Source organism: Williamsia serinedens (assembly GCF_024171725.1).
Classification (GTDB): Bacteria; Actinomycetota; Actinomycetes; order Mycobacteriales; family Mycobacteriaceae; genus Williamsia_A; species Williamsia_A serinedens.
Map to the genome: position 1 here is coordinate 335,564 of NZ_JAMTCG010000001.1, position 19,496 is coordinate 355,059.

General features: G+C 71.4%; 18 protein-coding genes. 14 read left to right on the forward strand and 4 right to left on the reverse strand.

Annotated elements, in window-relative coordinates:
- Positions 1 to 52 precede the first annotated feature (52 nt).
- The 4 genes from LX12_RS01545 (at position 53) to LX12_RS01560 (ending at position 3,258) form a co-directional block, all read left to right on the forward strand.
- Complete coding sequence (locus tag LX12_RS01545; RefSeq protein ID WP_253652732.1) at positions 53 to 838, forward strand: PP2C family protein-serine/threonine phosphatase; 786 nt, start codon at positions 53 to 55, stop codon at positions 836 to 838.
- A gap of 91 nt (positions 839 to 929) precedes the next feature.
- Complete coding sequence (locus tag LX12_RS01550; RefSeq protein ID WP_253652733.1) at positions 930 to 1,790, forward strand: acyl-CoA thioesterase; 861 nt, start codon at positions 930 to 932, stop codon at positions 1,788 to 1,790.
- Positions 1,787 to 2,389, forward strand: coding sequence for a pyridoxal 5'-phosphate synthase glutaminase subunit PdxT (gene pdxT / locus LX12_RS01555; protein ID WP_253652734.1), 603 nt, complete (start codon positions 1,787 to 1,789; stop codon positions 2,387 to 2,389). Before LX12_RS01550 ends, pdxT begins: the two co-directional genes overlap by 4 nt.
- Before the next feature lie 116 nt (positions 2,390 to 2,505).
- Positions 2,506 to 3,258: a YebC/PmpR family DNA-binding transcriptional regulator gene (locus LX12_RS01560; RefSeq protein WP_253652735.1), complete on the forward strand. Its 753-nt coding sequence runs from the start codon at positions 2,506 to 2,508 to the stop codon at positions 3,256 to 3,258.
- Between the two features lie 7 nt (positions 3,259 to 3,265).
- On the opposite strand, the gene LX12_RS01565 is transcribed toward LX12_RS01560, so the two are convergent.
- The gene (locus LX12_RS01565; RefSeq protein WP_253652736.1) at positions 3,266 to 3,871 is read right to left on the reverse strand and encodes a nucleoside/nucleotide kinase family protein; all 606 of its coding nucleotides are present in this window, start codon (positions 3,869 to 3,871) and stop codon (positions 3,266 to 3,268) included.
- A 128-nt stretch (positions 3,872 to 3,999) separates the two neighbouring features.
- Here LX12_RS01565 and ruvC point away from each other — a divergent pair, with 128 nt between their 5' ends.
- The 8 genes from ruvC (at position 4,000) to LX12_RS01605 (ending at position 12,651) form a co-directional block, all read left to right on the forward strand.
- Positions 4,000 to 4,545, forward strand: a complete 546-nt coding sequence (gene ruvC / locus LX12_RS01570; protein ID WP_253652737.1) for a crossover junction endodeoxyribonuclease RuvC — start codon at positions 4,000 to 4,002, stop codon at positions 4,543 to 4,545.
- Complete coding sequence (gene ruvA / locus LX12_RS01575; protein WP_253653145.1) at positions 4,542 to 5,147, forward strand: Holliday junction branch migration protein RuvA; 606 nt, start codon at positions 4,542 to 4,544, stop codon at positions 5,145 to 5,147. Before ruvC ends, ruvA begins: the two co-directional genes overlap by 4 nt.
- A complete protein-coding gene (ruvB, locus tag LX12_RS01580; protein ID WP_253652738.1) occupies positions 5,144 to 6,247 on the forward strand; it encodes a Holliday junction branch migration DNA helicase RuvB in 1,104 nt (367 codons plus the stop codon). The genes ruvA and ruvB overlap by 4 nt, the downstream gene beginning before the upstream one ends.
- Before the next feature lie 122 nt (positions 6,248 to 6,369).
- The gene (yajC, locus tag LX12_RS01585; protein ID WP_253652739.1) at positions 6,370 to 6,738 is read left to right on the forward strand and encodes a preprotein translocase subunit YajC; all 369 of its coding nucleotides are present in this window, start codon (positions 6,370 to 6,372) and stop codon (positions 6,736 to 6,738) included.
- 204 nt (positions 6,739 to 6,942) lie between these two features.
- Positions 6,943 to 8,433, forward strand: coding sequence for a protein translocase subunit SecD (secD, locus tag LX12_RS01590; protein ID WP_253653146.1), 1,491 nt, complete (start codon positions 6,943 to 6,945; stop codon positions 8,431 to 8,433).
- Positions 8,430 to 9,620: a protein translocase subunit SecF gene (gene secF, locus LX12_RS01595; RefSeq protein WP_253652740.1), complete on the forward strand. Its 1,191-nt coding sequence runs from the start codon at positions 8,430 to 8,432 to the stop codon at positions 9,618 to 9,620. The genes secD and secF overlap by 4 nt, the downstream gene beginning before the upstream one ends.
- Positions 9,617 to 10,180, forward strand: coding sequence for an adenine phosphoribosyltransferase (locus tag LX12_RS01600; RefSeq protein ID WP_253652741.1), 564 nt, complete (start codon positions 9,617 to 9,619; stop codon positions 10,178 to 10,180). The genes secF and LX12_RS01600 overlap by 4 nt, the downstream gene beginning before the upstream one ends.
- Positions 10,181 to 10,209: 29 nt before the next feature.
- Positions 10,210 to 12,651, forward strand: coding sequence for a RelA/SpoT family protein (locus LX12_RS01605; RefSeq protein WP_372504897.1), 2,442 nt, complete (start codon positions 10,210 to 10,212; stop codon positions 12,649 to 12,651).
- Positions 12,652 to 12,881: 230 nt separating this feature from the next.
- On the opposite strand, the gene LX12_RS01610 is transcribed toward LX12_RS01605, so the two are convergent.
- On the reverse strand, positions 12,882 to 13,922 hold the full coding sequence (locus LX12_RS01610; protein WP_253652742.1) for a peptidylprolyl isomerase: 1,041 nt from the start codon (positions 13,920 to 13,922) through the stop codon (positions 12,882 to 12,884).
- A 223-nt stretch (positions 13,923 to 14,145) separates the two neighbouring features.
- Between LX12_RS01610 and LX12_RS01615 the strand changes: the two genes are divergently transcribed.
- Both LX12_RS01615 and hisS read left to right on the forward strand, forming a co-directional pair.
- Entirely contained in the window at positions 14,146 to 14,868 is a 723-nt protein-coding gene (locus LX12_RS01615) for an MBL fold metallo-hydrolase (protein ID WP_253652743.1), read from the forward strand.
- Positions 14,865 to 16,169, forward strand: coding sequence for a histidine--tRNA ligase (gene hisS, locus LX12_RS01620; RefSeq protein WP_253652744.1), 1,305 nt, complete (start codon positions 14,865 to 14,867; stop codon positions 16,167 to 16,169). Before LX12_RS01615 ends, hisS begins: the two co-directional genes overlap by 4 nt.
- 18 nt (positions 16,170 to 16,187) lie before the next feature.
- Here the strand turns inward: hisS and LX12_RS01625 are convergent, their stop codons facing one another.
- Both LX12_RS01625 and LX12_RS01630 read right to left on the reverse strand, forming a co-directional pair.
- Positions 16,188 to 17,831 (reverse strand): ABC-F family ATP-binding cassette domain-containing protein, encoded by a 1,644-nt coding sequence (locus tag LX12_RS01625; protein WP_253652745.1) that lies wholly within the window; start codon positions 17,829 to 17,831, stop codon positions 16,188 to 16,190.
- On the reverse strand, positions 17,828 to 19,483 hold the full coding sequence (locus LX12_RS01630; RefSeq protein ID WP_253652746.1) for a DUF885 domain-containing protein: 1,656 nt from the start codon (positions 19,481 to 19,483) through the stop codon (positions 17,828 to 17,830). Before LX12_RS01630 ends, LX12_RS01625 begins: the two co-directional genes overlap by 4 nt.
- Positions 19,484 to 19,496 lie beyond the last annotated feature (13 nt).

The following is a 19,496-nucleotide window of genomic DNA, read 5'->3' on the forward strand; positions in this document are numbered from 1 at the left end:
TGGGTCGGGGGACCACACGCGCACCGAGGTCGCCTCGTCCGGGGTCGGCGCGGTGAGCGCCGCGCCGATCCGCGACGCGACCGTCGCCGGTGTCCATCACCGCGGCGACCTCGAGTTGCTGTGGTCGGCGGTCAGCGACGTCGGGCTGGTCCGCGAGACCAACGAGGACGCCGCGCTGGTGTCAGAGGGTCGGTTCCTGCTCGCCGACGGCATGGGCGGACACGATCGCGGTGAGGTGGCCAGCGAGAGTGCGCTGAGCGCGCTCGGCGAGGTCGAACTCGCCGACATGGCGACCACCCGCGACGGCGTGGTCGCCGCCCTGGACTCCGCGCAGGAGACGATCGCGGGGATCTCGTCACGCAACGGCCGCCGGGCCGGCACCACCGTCACCGGCGCGGTCCTGGTCACCTACGACGACGCCGACCAGTGGTTGGTGCTCAACATCGGCGACTCGCGGACCTACCGCTGGTCCGACGGCACCCTCGAGCAGGTCACCGCCGACCACTCGCAGGTCCAGGAACTCGTCGACGCCGGATACCTCACCCCCGAGCAGGCCCGGGTCGACCCCCGGCGCAACGTCATCACCCGCGCGCTGGGTGCCGGCATGGACGCCGAGGCCGACTTCTTCCTGTTCCCGGTGGTGCGCGGGGACGTCCTGCTGGTGTGCTCCGACGGCCTGACCGGCGAACTCCCGGACGGTGAGATCGCCGCGATCGTCGCCGAGCACGCGACGACCGAGAACCCCGACCCCCAGGCGCTGGCCACCGAACTCGTCCAGGCGACGCTGTCGCTCGGCGCGCGGGACAACGTCACCGTCGTCGTCGTGATGGTGCGCTGACCCACATCCGACGACGCGGATGCGGGATCGCGCCGCGCCAGGTGAGAAGATCGTCCACCGTGACGAACGATCCCCGGGCGGTGCAGGGCTGATGGCGACCATCGAAGAGATCCTCGAACTCGAGCGCATCGACGCCGACATCTACCGCGGCAAGGCGTACACCAGCCAGCTGCAGCGCACGTTCGGCGGACAGGTCGCCGGTCAGGCTCTGGTGTCGGCGACGCACACCGTCGCCGACGAGTACCGCGTCCACTCGCTGCACGGCTACTTCCTGCGGCCCGGCAACCCCGACGCCCCCACCGTCTTCCTGGTCGACCGCATCCGGGACGGTCGCTCGTTCTGCACCCGCCGGGTCACCGGCGTGCAGGAGGGTGAGGCGATCTTCACGATGTCGGCGTCCTTCGGCAAGCCGTCGGAGGGCCTGGTCCACCAGGACACGATGCCCCAGGCACCCGACCCGGAGGGCCTGCCGGACGAGTCGACGACGATGACCGAGGCGCAGCGGTCGGTGTTCCGCGAGTGGGAGAACTTCGACCTGCGGATCGTGCCCCGCGACCAGCTGGTCACCCACCCGAACTTCGCTGCCCAGCAACGGGTCTGGTTCAAGTACCGGCACCCGCTGCCCGACGACCAGGTGTTCCACGTGTGCACCCTGGCCTACATGAGCGACATGACTCTGCTCGGCTCCGCCAAGGCCGCCCACCCCGGCGAGAACCCGCAGAGCGCCTCGCTCGACCACGCGATGTGGTTCCTGCGTCCGTTCCGTGCCGACGACTGGTTGCTGTACGACCAGACGTCGCCGTCGGCCGAGGACGGCCGCGCCCTCACCCAGGGCCGCATCTTCGACCGCGAGGGTCGGATGGTCGCCGCGGTCACGCAGGAGGGTCTCGCGCGCACCGGACGACCCATGCCCGTCGACCAGCACGCCAGACGCGCCGGTCAGGACGCGTGACGCCCCGCGTCGGGGTCCTCGCGCTGCAGGGCGACGTCCGCGAACACGTCTGGGCGCTCGCCGACGCGGGCGCGTCCGCGGTGGCCGTCCGACGGCCCGAGGAACTCGCCGACCTCGACGGCATCGTGCTGCCGGGTGGGGAGTCGACCACGATGAGCCGGCTGCTCGGCGTCGTCGGGTTGTTCGAGCCCCTGCGCGACGCGATCGCCGGCGGGCTGCCCGCGTACGGTTCGTGCGCCGGGATGATCCTGCTCGCGTCGGAGGTCCTCGACACCCGACCCGACGCCCGTCACCTCGACGCACTCGACATCACCGTGCGGCGCAACGCCTTCGGTCGGCAGGTGCAGTCCTTCGAGACCGACCTCCCGCTCGCCGGGCTCGACGACGGTCCCGTGCGCGCGGTGTTCATCCGCGCCCCGTGGGTGGAGGCGACAGGCCCGGACGTCGAGGTGCTCGCCCGGGTCCCGGACGGACCCGCGGCCGGTCGGGTGGTGGCCGTCCGACAGGGCCGGGTGCTCGCGACGTCGTTCCATCCCGAGGTCACCGGTGACCACCGGGTGCACCGTCTCTTCGTCGACATGGTCTCGGCGACCGTCTGAGGGCCGATGACGTGCGGGTAGACTCGGCCCGCTGAGGACGAGCGTGCACGCACCCCGGGTCGGCGGACGTCAGGTCCGGTGACGTCGCGGCGGGTGCGAGGAAAGGGGCATGTGCGATGAGCGGCCACTCCAAATGGGCCACCACCAAGCACAAGAAGGCGGTGATCGACGCCAAGCGCGGGAAGATGTTCGCCAAGCTGATCAAGAACATCGAGGTCGCGGCGCGCACCGGTGGCAGCGACCCCGCGGGCAACCCCACGCTCTACGACGCCATCCAGAAGGCGAAGAAGTCGTCGGTGCCCAACGACAACATCGAGCGTGCGCGCAAGCGCGGCGGTGGGGAAGAGGGCGGTGGCGCCGACTGGCAGACCATCACCTACGAGGGGTACGGCCCGAACGGTGTCGCGATCCTCATCGAGTGCCTGACCGACAACCGCAACCGCGCCGCCGGCGAGGTCCGCACCGCGATGACCCGCAACGGCGGGACCATGGCCGACCCCGGGTCGGTCGCCTACCTGTTCACCCGCAAGGGCGTGGTGACGCTGGAGAAGAACGGGCAGAGCGAGGACGACGTCCTGATGGCCGTGCTCGACGCCGGCGCCGAGGAGATCACCGATCTCGGTGACGCGTTCGAGATCCTCTCCGAGCCCACCGATCTCGTCGGCGTCCGCAGCGCGCTGCAGGAGGCCGGCATCGACTACGACTCGGCCGAGGCCAGCTTCCGCGCATCGGTCGACGTCCCCGTCGACGCCGAGGGTGCCCGCAAGGTGTTCAAGCTCATCGACGCCCTCGAGGACTGCGACGACGTCCAGGAGGTCTACTCCAACGTCGACGTCTCCGACGACGTGCTCGCCGAGATCGACGCCTGACCCGACCTCACGCCACCCGGACCGCCGGGCGGTCGGGGTGGTCCCATCGCACCTCGATGTCGGCGGGTCCCGTCTCGTCGGCCTGCTCGAGCAGCGGTGCGATCGTCCAGTGCTCCGCCTCCGGCGTGCGCCGTCGCAGCGCCCCCTCGGTCATGCGCAGCGCCACCGTCAGATCGACGTCCAGGCCGCTCCCGACGAGCATCGGGCCCGCGAGCACGATCACCTGATCGGGGCCTGCAGGACTCGGTTCGTCCCGGAACGAGCGGTCGCGCTCCGGATCCCACAGCCGCGGCAGCCATTCCCCGCGCGACCGCAGTGCGTCGATCACCTCCCGCCCGATCGCGGCGAGGTCGAACCAGGCGGTGCGATAGCTCTCCGCGTCGGTGTGTCCCCACTCCATCCGCGTCGAGGCGGGCCGCAGCCAGTGGTGGAGGTCGACGACGTCGGCGGCGCGCCCGGTGGCGCGCAGTCGGCGGGCGAGCGCGTCGGCGAGGGTGGCGGGCTCCGCGGCGTCGGCACCGTCGACCGCGACAACCCGCCGGCCCGGCAGGTCCGCGATCGCCGCGACACACTCGTCGACGAGACCGTCGGGGCTCAGAGGTCGGTAGCGCATCGCCGTCCATCCTCCCGTGACGTGTCGGCGGGACGCGGGGGCCCCGGCCGTGTCGGTACCGGGCTGAGACGGACCCGCTGGATAGGATCTCGAACAACTGTTCGTCTCGTCGGGAGCGGAGGTCGGGTGTGCGTGTGATGGGTGTCGACCCCGGACTGACCCGGTGCGGTATCGCGCTGGTCGAGTCCGGGGCGGGTCGCGCGGTCACCGCCCTCGACGTCGACGTGGTCCGCACGCCCACCTCGATGGATCTGGCCGAGCGGCTCCTCGCCGTGCACACCGCGGCCTGTCACTGGCTCGACACCCATCACCCCGACGTGGTCGCGGTCGAGCGGGTGTTCGCGCAGAACCAGGTGAGCACCGCGATGGGCACGGCGCAGGCCGGCGGGGTCATCGCGCTCGCGGCCGCGCAGCGCGGGATCCCCGTCCGCTTCCACACCCCCAGTGAGGTGAAGGCCGCGGTCACCGGGAGTGGTCGTGCGGACAAGGCCCAGGTGACGGCGATGGTGACGCGGATCCTCGGCATGCAGACGAAGCCGAAGCCCGCCGACGCGGCCGACGCGCTGGCGCTCGCCATCTGCCACTGCTGGCGCGGACCGATGGCCGAGCGCCTGGCCGCGGCGCAGGCACGGGCGGTCGGTGCGGGCACACGGAACTCGTGGGTGCAGCGGTGATCGCGTCGTTGCGGGGGCCGGTCGTCCACGTCGCCCTCGACCACCTCGTCATCGAGTGCGCCGGCGTCGGCTACCGCGTGCTCGCCACCCCGTCGACGCTCGCGAGCGTGCAGCGCGGCGCCGAGACGACGCTGCTCACCGCGATGATCGTCCGCGAGGACTCGATGACCCTGTACGGGTTCACCGAACCCGACGCGCGCGACCTGTTCGCGCTGCTGCAGACGGTCACCGGTGTCGGACCGCGTCTGGCGATGGCGACCCTGGCGGTGCTCGAGCCGTCGGCGCTGCGCGCGGCTCTCGCAGACTCTGACGTGAAGGCTTTGTGCACCGTGCCCGGGGTGGGGAAGCGCGTCGCCGAACGGCTCGTCGTCGAACTGCGCGACAAGGTCGACCGTCCGCAGTCCGGTGCGGCGGATCCCGCCGGGATCGGCCTCGCCGCGTCGATGAGCGTGCGCGACCAGGTGGTCGAGGCACTGGCCGGACTCGGGTTTCCCGTGCCGGCCGCGGAGAAGGCGGTCACCGCGGTCCTCGCCGACGACCCCGACGCCGACTCCGCCCGGGCGCTGCGCGCCGGGCTCGCGCTGCTGGGGAAGACCCGATGAGCGACGGGTACGACCCCACGGCGGGCGACGACGACCGGACGGTGAGCCCGTTCACCGTCGCATCCGACGGCGACCTCGACGCCGGTCTGCGACCGAAGTCGTTGGCGGACTTCATCGGTCAGCCGCGGGTGTGTGAGCAGCTGGAGCTGGTGCTCGCCGGCGCGCGCGGCCGTGGCGGTACCCCCGACCACATCCTGCTGTCGGGACCGCCGGGCCTGGGCAAGACGTCGCTGGCCATGATCATCGCCGGAGAGATGGGGTCGGCGATCCGCGTGACGTCGGGTCCGGCCCTCGAGCGCGCCGGTGACCTCGCCGCGATGCTGTCGAACCTCATCGAGGGCGACGTGCTGTTCATCGACGAGATCCACCGCATCGCGCGGCCGGCCGAGGAGATGCTCTACCTGGCGATGGAGGACTACCGCGTCGACGTCGTGGTGGGGAAGGGGCCGGGTGCGACGTCCATCCCACTCGACGTCGCACCGTTCACCCTCGTGGGCGCGACCACCCGGTCGGGGTCGCTGACCGGACCGCTGCGGGACCGGTTCGGGTTCACCGCGCACATGGAGTTCTACGAGCCGTCGGAGCTGGTCCGGGTCCTCGACCGGTCCGCCGGGATCCTGGGTGTCCGGATGGTCCCCGACGCCGCCGCCGAGATCGCGGGCCGCTCGCGGGGGACGCCGCGGATCGCGAACCGTCTGCTGCGACGCGTGCGCGACTACGCCGAGGTCCGGGGCGACGGGACCGTCACGCTCGCGGTCGCCCGCGCCGCGTTGGCGGTCTACGACGTCGACGAGCTCGGCTTCGACCGTCTCGACCGGGCCGTGCTCGACGCCCTGGTGCGCGGATTCGGGGGCGGGCCGGTCGGTGTCTCGACGCTGGCGGTGGCGGTCGGGGAGGAGCCCACGACCGTCGAGGAGGTGTGCGAGCCGTTCCTCGTCCGGGCCGGGATGATCGCACGGACCCCGCGCGGCCGGGTCGCGACCGCAGCGGCGTGGCACCACCTCGACCTGACCCCGCCTGCGGGGGCGATGACCGGCGCCTACGGGGTCCGGACCCGCGATCTGCAGAGCGAGGCCCTGTTCGACCCCGACGCCGGCTGACCGGGGAGTACCGCGATCTCGCGCCCGGAACGTCCGATTCTTGCGTGGGGTGGCACACTGGAGCGGTCCCGGCACGCCGTCGTGCGTCGCCCACCCGAGTTCGTCACGAGGTTCGTCACCCCATGGAATTCCTGTTCCCGGTCATCCTGCTCGTCCTGGTCGGCTTCATGCTGCTCACCGCCCGCCGCCAGAAGAAGGTGCAGGCGCAGACCCAGCAGATGCAGGACTCGCTGACCATCGGCGACCGCGTGCAGACCACCTCCGGCGTGTACGGCACCGTGACCGGCGTCGACGACGGTGTCGTCGACCTCGAGCTCGCCACCGGCTACGTCACCCGCTGGAACCGTCTGGCGGTCCGAGAGGTCGTGCACGAGGACGACCTGGCCGCGTCCTACCCTGGTGCGCCGACCTCGGTCGCGCCCTCCGACGACACCGAGGGCGGCGACGACCGCCCGGTCGCGCTCGAGAAGGACTCCGAGCGGGAGCGCTGACCGGCACACCGCGCCTCCTGCGCACGTCGGCGGTCGCCTCGGGGCGACGGCCGATGATGTCGCGTGTAGGCGCCACGTAGCCTGTCTGCGGACCGTCGGCACCCCGACGGCGTCCCCCCGCTTCACCGAGGAGTCGTTGCACTCGTGGCACCGTCCAAACGCGAGACCCCGCCCCTGGTCATCGTGGGCGCATTCCTGCTGCTCATGGTCATCGTCTACGTCCTCGTGTTCTTCACGGGCGGGGGCGGGACCAAGCCCAAGCTCGGCATCGACCTGCAGGGCGGCACCCGGGTCACGCTGACCGCGCGCACCCCGGACAACACGGCCCCGGCCAAGGACCAGCTCGACCGCGCCAAGCAGATCATCGAGCAGCGCGTCAACGGTCTCGGTGTGTCGGGCTCCGAGGTCATCATCGACGGCAACAACCTGGTCATCACCGTGCCCGGTACCGACGGTCGTCAGGCCCGCACCCTCGGCCAGACGGCTCGTCTCTACGTGCGACCCGTCGTCGACGTGAAGGCCGCGACGCCGATGCAGGCGGTGCAGCAGCCGGCGGGGGAGACGAACGCGCAGGCGATCGCGGCGGCGAAGGCCGCCCGCCAGGCCCCGGCGAACGCGAACACGACGCAGCTCGAGGCGCAGATGGCGAAGACGAACTGCAACCCCGGGAGCGCGGACCCGTTGCAGGGCAACGACGACCCGAACCAGTACCTGGTCGCCTGCTCGCAGGACGGCGCGCAGGTCTACCTGCTCGGCCCGGAGATCATCGACGGCCGCGACATCGCGAGCGCCACCGCCACCACCACGCAGCAGAGCGGCGCGTGGATCGTGCAGGTCGGCTTCAAGGGGGCGGCACAGAGCTTCTGGCCGAAGTACACCGGTGAGAACGTCGGCAAGCAGACCGCGTTCACCCTGGACTCGAAGGTGGTCAGCGCGCCGCAGATCCAGGGTGCGATCACCTCGCCGACCACCGAGATCAGCGGCAACTTCAGCCAGACCACGGCCACCGACCTGGCGAACGTCCTGAAGTACGGGTCGCTGCCGCTGTCGTTCAAGTCGTCCGACGCCGAGACCGTCTCCGCCACACTCGGTCTCGCGTCGCTGCGGGCGGGTCTGATCGCCGGTGCGATCGGTCTCGTCGCGGTGCTGGTGTACGCGCTCCTCTACTACCGCATGCTCGGCTTCCTCACGATGCTGTCGCTCATCGCCTCCGGTGTGATGGTGTACGGGATCCTCGTGCTGCTCGGACGGTGGATCAACTTCACCCTCGACCTGTCGGGCATCGCCGGCCTCATCATCGGCATCGGCATGACCGCCGACTCGTTCGTCGTGTACTTCGAACGGATCAAGGACGAGATGCGGGAGGGCAGGAGTTTCCGGTCCGCGGTGCCACGCGGTTGGGCACGCGCCCGGCGGACCATCTGGTCGGGCAACGCGGTCAGCTTCATCGCGGCCGCCGCGATCTACTTCCTCGCGATCGGCGAGGTCCGCGGGTTCGCGTTCACCCTGGGGCTCACGACGATCCTCGACATCGTGGTCGTGTTCCTGGTCACCCACCCGCTGGTCGTGCTGGCCAGCCGGTCGTCGTTCCTGTCGAAGCCGTCGGTCAACGGGCTCGGGGCCGTCACGCAGGTCGCCCGTGAGCGGCGTGCCGCGGCCACGGGTGCGACGAAGAAGGAGGAGGCGGTCCGATGAGCAAGGACACCGACACCCGCCGCGACACCGACATCGTCATCGAGGACGACGCCACCGAGGCGCGGAACCGGACCGTCGCGCAGAAGCACTCGCTGTTGTCCCGGCTCTACACCGGCACCGGTGCGTTCGAGATCGTCGGCAAGCGGCGGATGTGGTTCTCCATCACCGCCGGCATCGTCGCGATCTGCCTGCTGTCCATCGTGTTCCGCGGCTTCACCCTCGGCATCGACTTCGAGGGCGGCACCCAGATCTCGTTCAAGGACACCGCTCAGACGTCGACGTCGGCGGTGGAGTCGGTCTTCTCCGAGACCCTGGGTCGCGATGCCGAGTCGGTGCAGACCGCCGGGTCGGGATCGAGCGCCACCGTGCAGGTCCGTACGTCGACGCTGTCGCAGGCGGAGACCGAGAAGATCACCGCGGCGCTCGCGCAACGCTTCGGTCCGGCGTTGACCGCGGACGACATCAACTCCTCCGACGTGAGTTCGACGTGGGGTGGCGAGGTCACCCAGAAGGCCTTGATCGCACTGGCGGTGTTCCTCGCGATCGTGCTCGTCTACATCGCGGTGCGGTTCGACAAGGAGATGTCGGCGGCGGCGATGGCCACCATGATCTTCGACATCGTCGTCACCGCCGGCGTCTACTCGATCGTCGGCTTCGAGGTCACCCCGGCCACCGTGATCGGCCTGCTCACGATCCTCGGCTTCTCGCTCTACGACACCGTCGTCGTGTTCGACAAGGTGGAGGAGAACGTCCGAGGGGTTCTGCACACGACCCGTCGCACGTACGCCGAGCAGGCGAACCTCGCCGTGAACCAGACCCTCATGCGGTCGATCAACACGACGGTCATCTCCGTGCTGCCGATCATCGCGCTCATGGTGATCGCCGTGTGGTTGCTCGGCGTCGGCACGCTCAAGGACCTCGGTCTGATCCAGCTCGTCGGCGTCGTGGTGGGCACCTTCTCGTCGGTGGCGTTCGCGACGCCGCTGCTGGTCACGCTCAAGGAGCGCCGCAAGGACATCCGTGAGCACACGCAGCGGGTGCTGTCGCGCCGCGCCGGTGCCGATGCCCCGGCGGACGCCGCGACGGCGTCGGCGGGCGCGCGGACGTCGCTGTCGAAGGCCACGGCCACGGCCACGCCCCCCGCCGCGGGCGACCGCCCGTCGGGCAAGCGAAACCGTCGCCGGTGACCGCGTCCCAGACCGGCGACGCGCTCGCCCGGGCACGTCAGGCCATTGCCACCCACACGCGTCTCGTGCCGGACTTCCCGGAGCCGGGCATCCAGTTCAAGGACCTCACCCCGGTCCTCGCCGATCCCGAGGGCCTCGCCGCGGTGACCGCGGCACTGGCCGAGGCGGCCGGCGACGCCGACCTCGTCGCCGGGATCGACGCCCGCGGGTTCCTGCTCGGCGGGGCGATCGCGCTGCACCTCGGTGTCGGCGTCGTGGCGGTCCGCAAGGCCGGCAAGCTGCCCCCGCCGGTGCACGCCGAACGCTACGACCTCGAGTACGGCTCGGCCTGCCTGGAGATCCCGGCGGACGGCGTGTCGCTGGCCGGGCGGCGGGTGTTCGTCGTCGACGACGTCCTCGCGACCGGCGGGACGCTCAACGCGGCGATCGCCCTGCTGAGCGCGGCCGGTGCCCGCGTCGACGCCGCGGCCGTCGTGATGGAGATCGAGGGCCTCCCGGGCCGCGAGGCGGTCCGCACCGCACACCCCGACCTCGTGCTGACCGGTCTCACCACCGGGTGAGGACTACCATCGCCTCCGAGGAGGTGTAGATGGCCGACGACACCACCGCGGGTCCGCGCGACGCGTCCACCGACGTCGCCCCCGACACCGGTGTGTCCGAACCCGCCTCGCGCACCACCGCGACGGACGTCACGGCCACCGCCCCGGTCGTCCCCGAGCCCGCACCGACGGCGCCGATGCCCACCGCCGCCGAGTCCGTCGCCCAGACGTCGGGGTCGTCGGCGTCGCGCAGGGTCCGTGCCCGCCTCGCCCGCCGGATGACGGCGACGCGCAACCCGATCCGGCCCGTCCTCGAGCCGCTCGTCGCCCTGCATCGGGAGCTGTACCCCAAGGCCGACGTCGCACTGCTCCAGCGCGCCTACGACGTCGCCGAGCGCCACCACGACGGTCAGTTCCGCAAGTCCGGGGACCCGTACATCACCCACCCGCTCGCCGTCGCCACCATCCTCGCCGACCTCGGGATGGACACGACGACGCTCGTCGCCGCGCTCCTGCACGACACCGTCGAGGACACCGGGTACAGCCTGGACGCGCTCGCGACCGACTTCGGCGACGAGGTCGCCCACCTCGTCGACGGCGTCACCAAGCTCGACAAGGTCGCCCTCGGCCACGCCGCCGAGGCGGAGACCATCCGCAAGATGATCATCGCGATGGCCCGCGACCCCCGTGTGCTGGTCATCAAGGTCGCCGACCGCCTGCACAACATGCGCACCATGCGATTCCTGCCGCCGGAGAAGCAGGCACGCAAGGCCCGCGAGACGCTCGAGGTGATCGCCCCGCTCGCGCATCGCCTCGGCATGGCCACCGTGAAGTGGGAACTCGAGGACCTGGCGTTCGCGATCCTGCACCCCAAGCGGTACGAGGAGATCGTGCGGCTCGTCGCCGACCGCGCACCCTCTCGCGACACCTACCTCGCGAAGGTTCGCACCGAGATCACCGCGTCGCTGAACGCCGCGCGGATCACCGCGACCGTCGAGGGTCGCCCGAAGCACTACTGGTCGATCTACCAGAAGATGATCGTCAAGGGCCGCGAGTTCGACGACATCCACGACCTCGTCGGCATGCGCATCCTGTGCGACCAGATCCGCGACTGTTACGCGGCGGTCGGCGTCGTGCACTCGCTGTGGCAGCCGATGGCCGGCCGGTTCAAGGACTACATCGCGCAGCCGAGATTCGGTGTGTACCAGTCTCTCCACACGACGGTGGTCGGGCCCGAGGGCAAGCCGCTGGAGGTGCAGATCCGCACCCGCGACATGCACCGGACGGCCGAGTTCGGCATCGCCGCGCACTGGCGCTACAAGGAGACCCGTGGCCGCAACGGGGCCAAGGGCGACGACGCGGCCGAGATCGACGACATGGCGTGGATGCGTCAGCTGCTCGACTGGCAGCGGGAGGCCGCCGACCCGGGTGAGTTCCTGGAGTCGCTGCGCTACGACCTGGCGGTCAAGGAGATCTTCGTCTTCACCCCCAAGGGCGACGTGATCACCCTGCCCGCGGGGTCGACGCCGGTCGACTTCGCCTACGCGGTGCACACCGAGGTGGGTCACCGTTGCATCGGCGCCCGGGTGAACGGCCGCCTCGTCGCGCTCGAGCGCACGCTCGAGAACGGTGAGGTCGTCGAGGTGTTCACCTCGAAGGCGCCCAACGCCGGGCCGTCGCGGGACTGGCAGGGGTTCGTGGTGTCGCCGCGGGCCAAGGCCAAGATCCGGCAGTGGTTCGCGAAGGAGCGCCGCGAGGAGGCGCTCGAGGCGGGCAAGGACGCCATCGCAAAGGAGGTCCGCCGGGGCGGACTGCCGTTGCAGCGCCTGATGAACGCCGAGTCGATGGGCGCCATCGCCGCCGAGCTCCGCTACGCCGACGTCTCCGCGTTGTACACCGCAGTCGGGGAGGGGCACGTGTCCGCCCGTCACGTGGTGGGCCGCCTGGTCACCGCCCTCGGTGGAATGGACGACGCCGAGGAGGAGCTGGCCGAACGGTCGACGCCGTCGACGATGCCGTCGCGGCCCCGGCAGACGGGCGACGCCGGCGTCGTCGTACCCGGTGCCGACGGGGTGCTCGCGAAGCTCGCCAAGTGCTGCACGCCGGTGCCCGGCGACGAGATCATGGGCTTCGTCACGCGCGGTGGCGGCATCAGCGTCCATCGCACCGACTGCACGAACGCCGATGCGCTGCAACAACAGTCGGAACGCATCATCGAGGTCAAGTGGGCGCCGTCCCCGTCGTCGGTGTTCCTCGTCGCCATTCAGGTGGAGGCGCTCGACCGCTCACGGCTGCTGTCGGACGTGACCCGCGTGCTCGCCGACGAGCGCGTCAACATCCTGTCGGCGTCGGTGAACACCAGCCGCGACCGGGTGGCCATCAGCAAGTTCACTTTCGAGATGGGCGACCCCAAACACCTCGGTCACGTGCTCAACGTGGTCCGCAACGTCGAGGGCGTCTACGACGTCTACCGGGTGACGTCGGCCTCCTGAGGCACACGCCCCGACGAGACCTCGCCGAGCGTGCACCAGATCCGCGCCAGCGTGCACTTCTGACGCCACTCGACGCGACGACTGCACGACCGGCGCGATCTGATGCCCGGTCGACGGGATCTACTGCACGGTCGGGGAGTTCGCGCCGGGCGCGCCCTGGGGAGTTCGCGCCGGGCGCGCCCCGGGGAATTCGCGCCGGGCGCGCCCCGGGGAGTCGACGAGCGGCCAGGTCAGCTGACGGTGGCCTTCTCGATCGTCGTGGTGAGCTTCGGGGTGCCGTCGCCCGGGGTGGGGGCGTAGGTGACCGCGCCGGTGTTGGGGTCCTGCTGCGGGCGGATCGACGGGTTGATCCCGCCCTTCGAGATCTTGTCGAGAACCGACAGGCCGGCCTGGTCGACCGAGCCGACGACACTGTAGTTCGGCGGCAACTGGCTGTCGTTGATGACGATGAAAAGCTGCGACGACCCGGTGTTCGCGCCCTGCGTCTGACCGCCGGCGCCCGCCTGGTATTGGTTCGCGATGGCCACCGTGCCGCGCGGGTACACAGCGGTGGCCGGCACGCCGAGCGCGGCCAGCTGCGGGTCCTGGGGGACTGTCTTGAGGTTCGTCGGGAACTCGTCCGGGCTCGACCACCCGGGCCCGCCGGCGCCGGTGGCGGTGGGGTCACCGCACTGCAGCACGGCCACCTTGCCCGCCCCGCCCTCGGTGAGGCGGTGGCACGTCGTGTCGTTGTAGTAGCCCTCGGTGATCAGCGACGCGATCGCGCCGACGTTGCACGGCGCCTCGGCTCGCTTCAGCGTCATCGGGATGGTGCCCTGCGTCGTGTCGAACGTGGCCTGCAGGTCACCCTTCTTGAGCTGGCGGTCGGCGGGCAGCGGCGCCTTGCGCTGCTTGTCCTTGCCGGCGGCGATCTCGTTCCGGTACTGCTCGGCCAGGGTGCGCTGCTCCGGCGACAGGTTCGGCGGGATCTGCGGCAGGTTGGCGAACGGGTCCTGCCCGGCGGGCTCGGGCGTGTACTGGCACGCGGTGTAGCGGGCCCGCTCGCGGTCGTCGAGGACCTTCTTGGTGATCAGGGTGGCGCCGGTCGCGACCACGACAACCGCCACGACGATCGAGGTGGTCACGATGATGCGCTTTCGGCGACGCGCGGCCGCCTCCTGAGCGCCGAGCTTCTCCTCGAGCTTCCGCTTGGCCTCGGCACGTCGCTGTTCGTTGGTGAGCTGGTCGCCGCCGTCCGGGATGTCCTCGCCGGGATTCTCGGTGTTCGGCACAGCTCTCCTGACCTCGATCGATGACTCCTGGCCCGACGGGTGGTCGGGGCCCACGCAGGGGGCGCGGGGCGCGGTCGGCGGCCTGCCGACGGGCATCGCCCGGGCTGGGTCGCCGGTGTGAGTGTGCCAGCCCTCCCTGTGAATCGTCCCGACCGGGTCTCGGCGACGACGGCCTCCATCGCCGGTTTGCCATGATGGAGGTTCCGACCACGACGGGAGACGCATGCTGATCACCGGGTTCGCCGCGGGTGTGTTCGCGACGAACTGCTATGTCGTCGCCGATCGACCGGGTGCGGATGCGGTGATCATCGACCCCGGACAGGACGCGGCGCCCGCGGTGACCGAGCTGCTCACCGAGCACGGTCTCACCCCGGTCGCCGTACTGCTCACCCACGGCCACCTGGACCACACGTGGAACGCGGCCACGCTGTGCGAGCAGTTCGGGATCCCCGCCTACATCCACCCCGCCGACCGCCCGATGCTGGCCGATCCCGCGGCGGGCATCGGTCCGGCGTTGTCGTCGCTCATCGGTGACCTGACGTTCGCCGAGCCGGACAAGGTCGTCGAGTTCGTCGACGGCCAGGCTGTGGAACTCGCCGGCATCCGGTTCGACGTGGCGGAGGCGCCCGGCCACACGCAGGGGTCGGTGTTGCTCACCGTGACCGCGCCGACCGACGACGCCGAGGTACCGGTGTGCTTCTCCGGCGACGTACTCTTTGCGGGTTCCATCGGCCGGACGGACCTGCCGGGCGGCGACCACCAGCAGCTGCTGGGCAGCATCGCCGCCACGCTGCTCACCCGCTCCGACGACACCCAGGTGCTGCCCGGCCACGGGCCGCAGACGTCGGTGGGACGCGAGCGCGCCACCAACCCGTTCCTCGCCGATCTGCCGGGGGCCGGGCGCGACGCCGCCGCGCACCCCCGGAAAGGACGACACGGACTGTGAGCGCAGACGCGCCCGGCACGACCCCCACCACCGCGACCCCGTCGGCGTTCCAGGCGCCCCGCGGCGTCCCCGACTACCTCCCGCCGACGTCGGCGACCTTCCTCGCGGTGCGCGACACGCTGAGCCAGGCGGGACGCCTCGCCGGTTACTCCCATGTCGAGCTGCCGGTGTTCGAGGACACCGCGCTCTTCGCCCGCGGTGTCGGCGAGTCCACCGACGTGGTGTCGAAGGAGATGTACACCTTCGCCGACCGCGGCGAACGGTCGGTGACCCTGCGCCCGGAGGGCACGGCCGGCGTCATGCGCGCGGTGATCCAGCACGGTCTCGACCGCGGTCAGCTGCCGGTCAAGCTCACCTACCACGGCCCCTTCTTCCGGTACGAGAAGCCCCAGACCGGTCGCTACCGCCAGCTGCAGCAGGTCGGCGTCGAGGCCATCGGCGTCGACGACCCCGCGCTCGACGCGGAGGTGATCGCCATCGCCGACGAGGGCTACCGCAGGCTCGGGCTGACGGGCTACCGCCTGGAACTGACATCGCTCGGCGACGACACCTGCCGCCCGCAGTACCGGGAGGCATTGCAGCAGTTCCTGTTCGGCCTCGATCTCGACGAGGAGACCCGGCGGCGTGCGGAGATCAACCCGCTGCGCGTCCTCGACGACAAGCGGCCGGAGATCCGCGCCGCGACGGCCGACGCGCCGCTCATGCTGGACCATCTGTCGGAGTCGGTCGCCGAGCACTTCGCCGCGGTGCGACGGCATCTCGACGCCCTCGGGGTCCGCTACGAGATCAACCCGCGCCTGGTGCGCGGCCTCGACTACTACACGAAGACCACGTTCGAGTTCGTCCACGACGGGCTCGGGGCCCAGTCCGGCATCGGTGGCGGCGGTCGCTACGACGGGCTCATGCGGCACCTCGGCGGCAAGCAGGAGCTGTCGGGCATCGGCTATGGGCTCGGCGTCGACCGCACGGTGCTGGCGTTGGAGGCCGAGCAGCTGACCGCGACGACGGGCGGTCGGTGCACGGTGTTCGGCGTCCCGATGGGCGACGCCGCCCGTGATCGCATGGTCGCGCTCGCCGGCGAGTTCCGCGCCCGCGGCGTCGCGGTCGACATCGCCTACGGCGGACGGGGACTCAAGGGCGCGATGAAGGCCGCCGACCGCTCCGGTGCGCGCTGGGCGCTCGTGCTCGGCGACCGTGAGCTCGAGGCCGGACAGGTGGAGGTCAAGGACCTTTCCGACGGGTCGCAGCGCACGACGTCGCTCGACGCGGTCGTCGGCGAGATCGCCGCGCCTCAGGCCTGACCTGCCGTCCAGCGACGCTCAGACCAGCCGGTCGTCGAGCCGTCCTGCGTCCATCGTCCAGCGACGCGTGGCCCGGACGGTGTCGAGCATGCGGCGGTCGTGGGTGACCAGCAGCAGGGTGCCGTCGAACGTGTCCAGTGCGGACTCGAGCTGCTCGATGGCGGGCAGGTCGAGGTGGTTGGTCGGTTCGTCGAGGACCAGCAGGTTCACCCCACGGGCCTGAAGCAGGGCCAGGGCCGCGCGTGTGCGCTCGCCGGGGGAGAGGTCGGCGGCCGGTCGGAGCGCGTCGTCGCCGCGGAGCCCGAACTTCGCGAGGAGGGTGCGGACGTCGGCCTCCGTCTCGTCGGGAACCCGGTCGCGGAACGCCTCGGTGAGCGACTGCGGCCCGGTGAACGCCGCCCGCGCCTGGTCGATCTCGCCGAGCTCCACACCCGAGCCGGTCGAGACGGTGCCGCGATCCGGCGGGGTGCGTCCGAGGATCACCGACAGCAGCGTCGATTTCCCGGACCCGTTGCGGCCGGTCACCAGGATCCGGTCGCCCGCGTCGATGCTCGTCGAGATCGGTCCCAGGGTGAAGTCCCCGCGCTCGACGACGACGTCGTGCAGGGTCGCGACCACGCCGCCGCCGCGGGGCGCGCGGGCGATCTCCATGCGCAGCTCCCACTCCTTGCGGGGCTCCTCCACGACGTCGAGGCGCTCGATGCGCCGCTGGGTCTGCCGCGCCTTCGCGGCCTGCTTCTCCGTCGACTCCGCGCGGTGCTTCCGGGTGATGGTGTCGTTGTCGGTCGCCTTGCGGCGGGCGTTGCGGACCCCGTGTTCGAGCCAGTTGCGTTGCGTGCGTGCGCGTTCCTCGAGCCCCGCCTTGGTGTCGGCGTACTCCTCGTACCGCTCGCGGGCGTGCCGGCGCGCGATCTCGCGCTCGGCGAGGTACGCCTCGTACCCGCCGGAGTACGCCGCCACGGTGTTCTGCCCGCGGTCGAGCTCGACGATGCCGGTCGCGGTGCGCGCCAGGAACTCCCGGTCGTGGCTGACGAGCATCATCGCCGCGGGCGCCTCGGCGACGAAGCGTTCGAGCCGCGCGAGCCCGGCCAGGTCGAGGTCGTTGGTCGGCTCGTCGAGGAGCAGCACGTCGTGTCGCGACAACAGGATCGCGGCGAGACCGGCGCGGGCGGCCTGCCCGCCGGACAGTGCGGTCATCGCCGTGCCGGGGTCCACGTCGAGCCCGACGTCGGTGAGGACGCCCGCAACCCGGTCGTCGAGGTCGGCCCCGCCCAGGGCGAGCCAGCGCTCGAGCGCCGGGGTGTACGGGTCGTCGTCACCGACGGCGTCGGCGAGCGCCGCCGCCGCGTCGTCCATGGCCTGCTGTGCGTCGGTCACGCCGGTGCGTCGCGCGAGGAACGCGTGCACGGACTCGCCGGGTCGGCGGTCGACCTCCTGGGTCAGCAGCCCGACGGTCGCGTCGGGCGGTGTGACCGTGACCGCTCCGGTGTGGTCGGCGTCGGTGTTGCCCGCGATCACCCCGAGCAGCGTCGACTTCCCGGCACCGTTCGCGCCGACGAGGCCGACGACGTCGCCCGGTGCCACGACGAGGTCCAGACCCTCGAAGAGGACGCGGTTGCCCCGGGACGCCCCGACGTCGTCGAGGTGCAGGACCGCGCTCACGCCCCGATCAGTTCCGAGCGCAGCACGTCGAGGGTCACGCCACCGAGACGCAGTGCGCGCGTGTGGAACTCCTTGAGCGTCCCGTCGGGATGGGTGGCCCGGAACTCGTCGCGGGCCTGCTCCCACACGCGTTGGCCGAGTGCGTACGACGGCGCCTGACCGGGCCAACCGAGGTACCGGTTGCGCTCGAACATGAGGACCGTCCGGTCCATCGCGACGGCCTGCGACAGGAACGTCCACACCTTGTCGGCGTCCCACGTCCCGCCACCGACCGACTCGGGCGCGTCGAGGCCGCAGTGCAGGCCGATGTCCACGACGACGCGCGCCGCGCGCAGGCGCTGGGAGTCGAGCATGCCCATCCGGTCTCCGTCGTCGTCGAGCCAGCCGAGATCGGCCATGAGTCGCTCGGCGTAGAGGGCCCAGCCCTCGCCGTGGCCGGAGGTGAACGAGGCGAGCTTGCGCCAGCGGTTCAGTTCGGGGCTGACCATCGCCGACCCGATCTGCAGGTGGTGACCGGGCACGCCCTCGTGGAAGACGGTGGTCGTCTCCTGCCAGGTGTGGAACACGTCCTGTTCCGGCGGCACCGACCACCACATCCGGCCCGGGCGACGCATGTCCTCGCTCGGGGCGGTGTAGTAGATGATCCCCGTCGCGGACGGTGCGAGCATGCACTGCAGCGCGGTGAGATCCGACGGGATCTCGAAGTGCGTGTCGCGCACCGCGTCCAGGGACCGGTCCGACAGGTCCTGCATCCAGGCGACGAACGCGTCGCGGTCGGTGACGCGGTAGCGGGGGTCGTCGTCGAGGGCGGCGAGCGCGCCCGCCACCCCTGCTCCGGGGGCGATGCGTTCGGCCAGCACCTCCTGTTCGGCGACGATCCCCGCGAGGTGGTCCAGACCCCAGGCGTAGGCCTCGTCGGGATCGATCTCGGTGCCGACGAACTCGGCCGAGTGCAGTCGGTAGCGGTCCCGACCGACCGCGTCGGCGGGGTCCGCGCGGTCGGCGACGGACTCCCGCAGGTGCCGTTGCAGCCGCTCGAACGCCTCGCCGGCGGCGGCGTGGGCGAGGTCGAGGTGACGCTGCATCGACGCGTCCTGCGCCACGACGCGGTCGACGGTGGCCCGGACGGCGTCGGCGGCGGTGCCGCACTGGTCGGCGACGAGCCCGACCTGGCGGCGCGCGATGGGGGGACCCGAGGCCAGTCGGTGCTCAAGTCCGGCGATCACCGTGTCCACCGCGGTGGGGATCGCGGTGACACGCGCGAGCACGGCTCCGCGGTCGGCCTCGTCGTCGACGGGCATCAGGTCGAACACGTCCCGGATCGCCTGCAGCGGTGAGGCGATGACGTTGATCTCCCCGACGCGCAGGCCCGCGTCGTCGACGGCCACGGCACGCGACAGCTGGTCGGTCATGGTCGCGATCGTCACGCGGTCGACGTCGTCGGCGGGGGTCACCGCGGCCAGGCGCCGCAGGGTGTCGCGGAGGATGTCGGTCCGGTCGGCGACGGCGGCGGGGGAGAAGTCGGTGAGCCGGCTCTCGTGGCCCCCGACACCCAGATCGGTGGCGGCGATCGGATCGGCGGCGCACACGCGCGCGAGGTGGTCCTCGGCGATCGCGTCGACCTCGGTGGGTGTGCGGGCGGTCGTGCTCACGGACGGGTCCTCC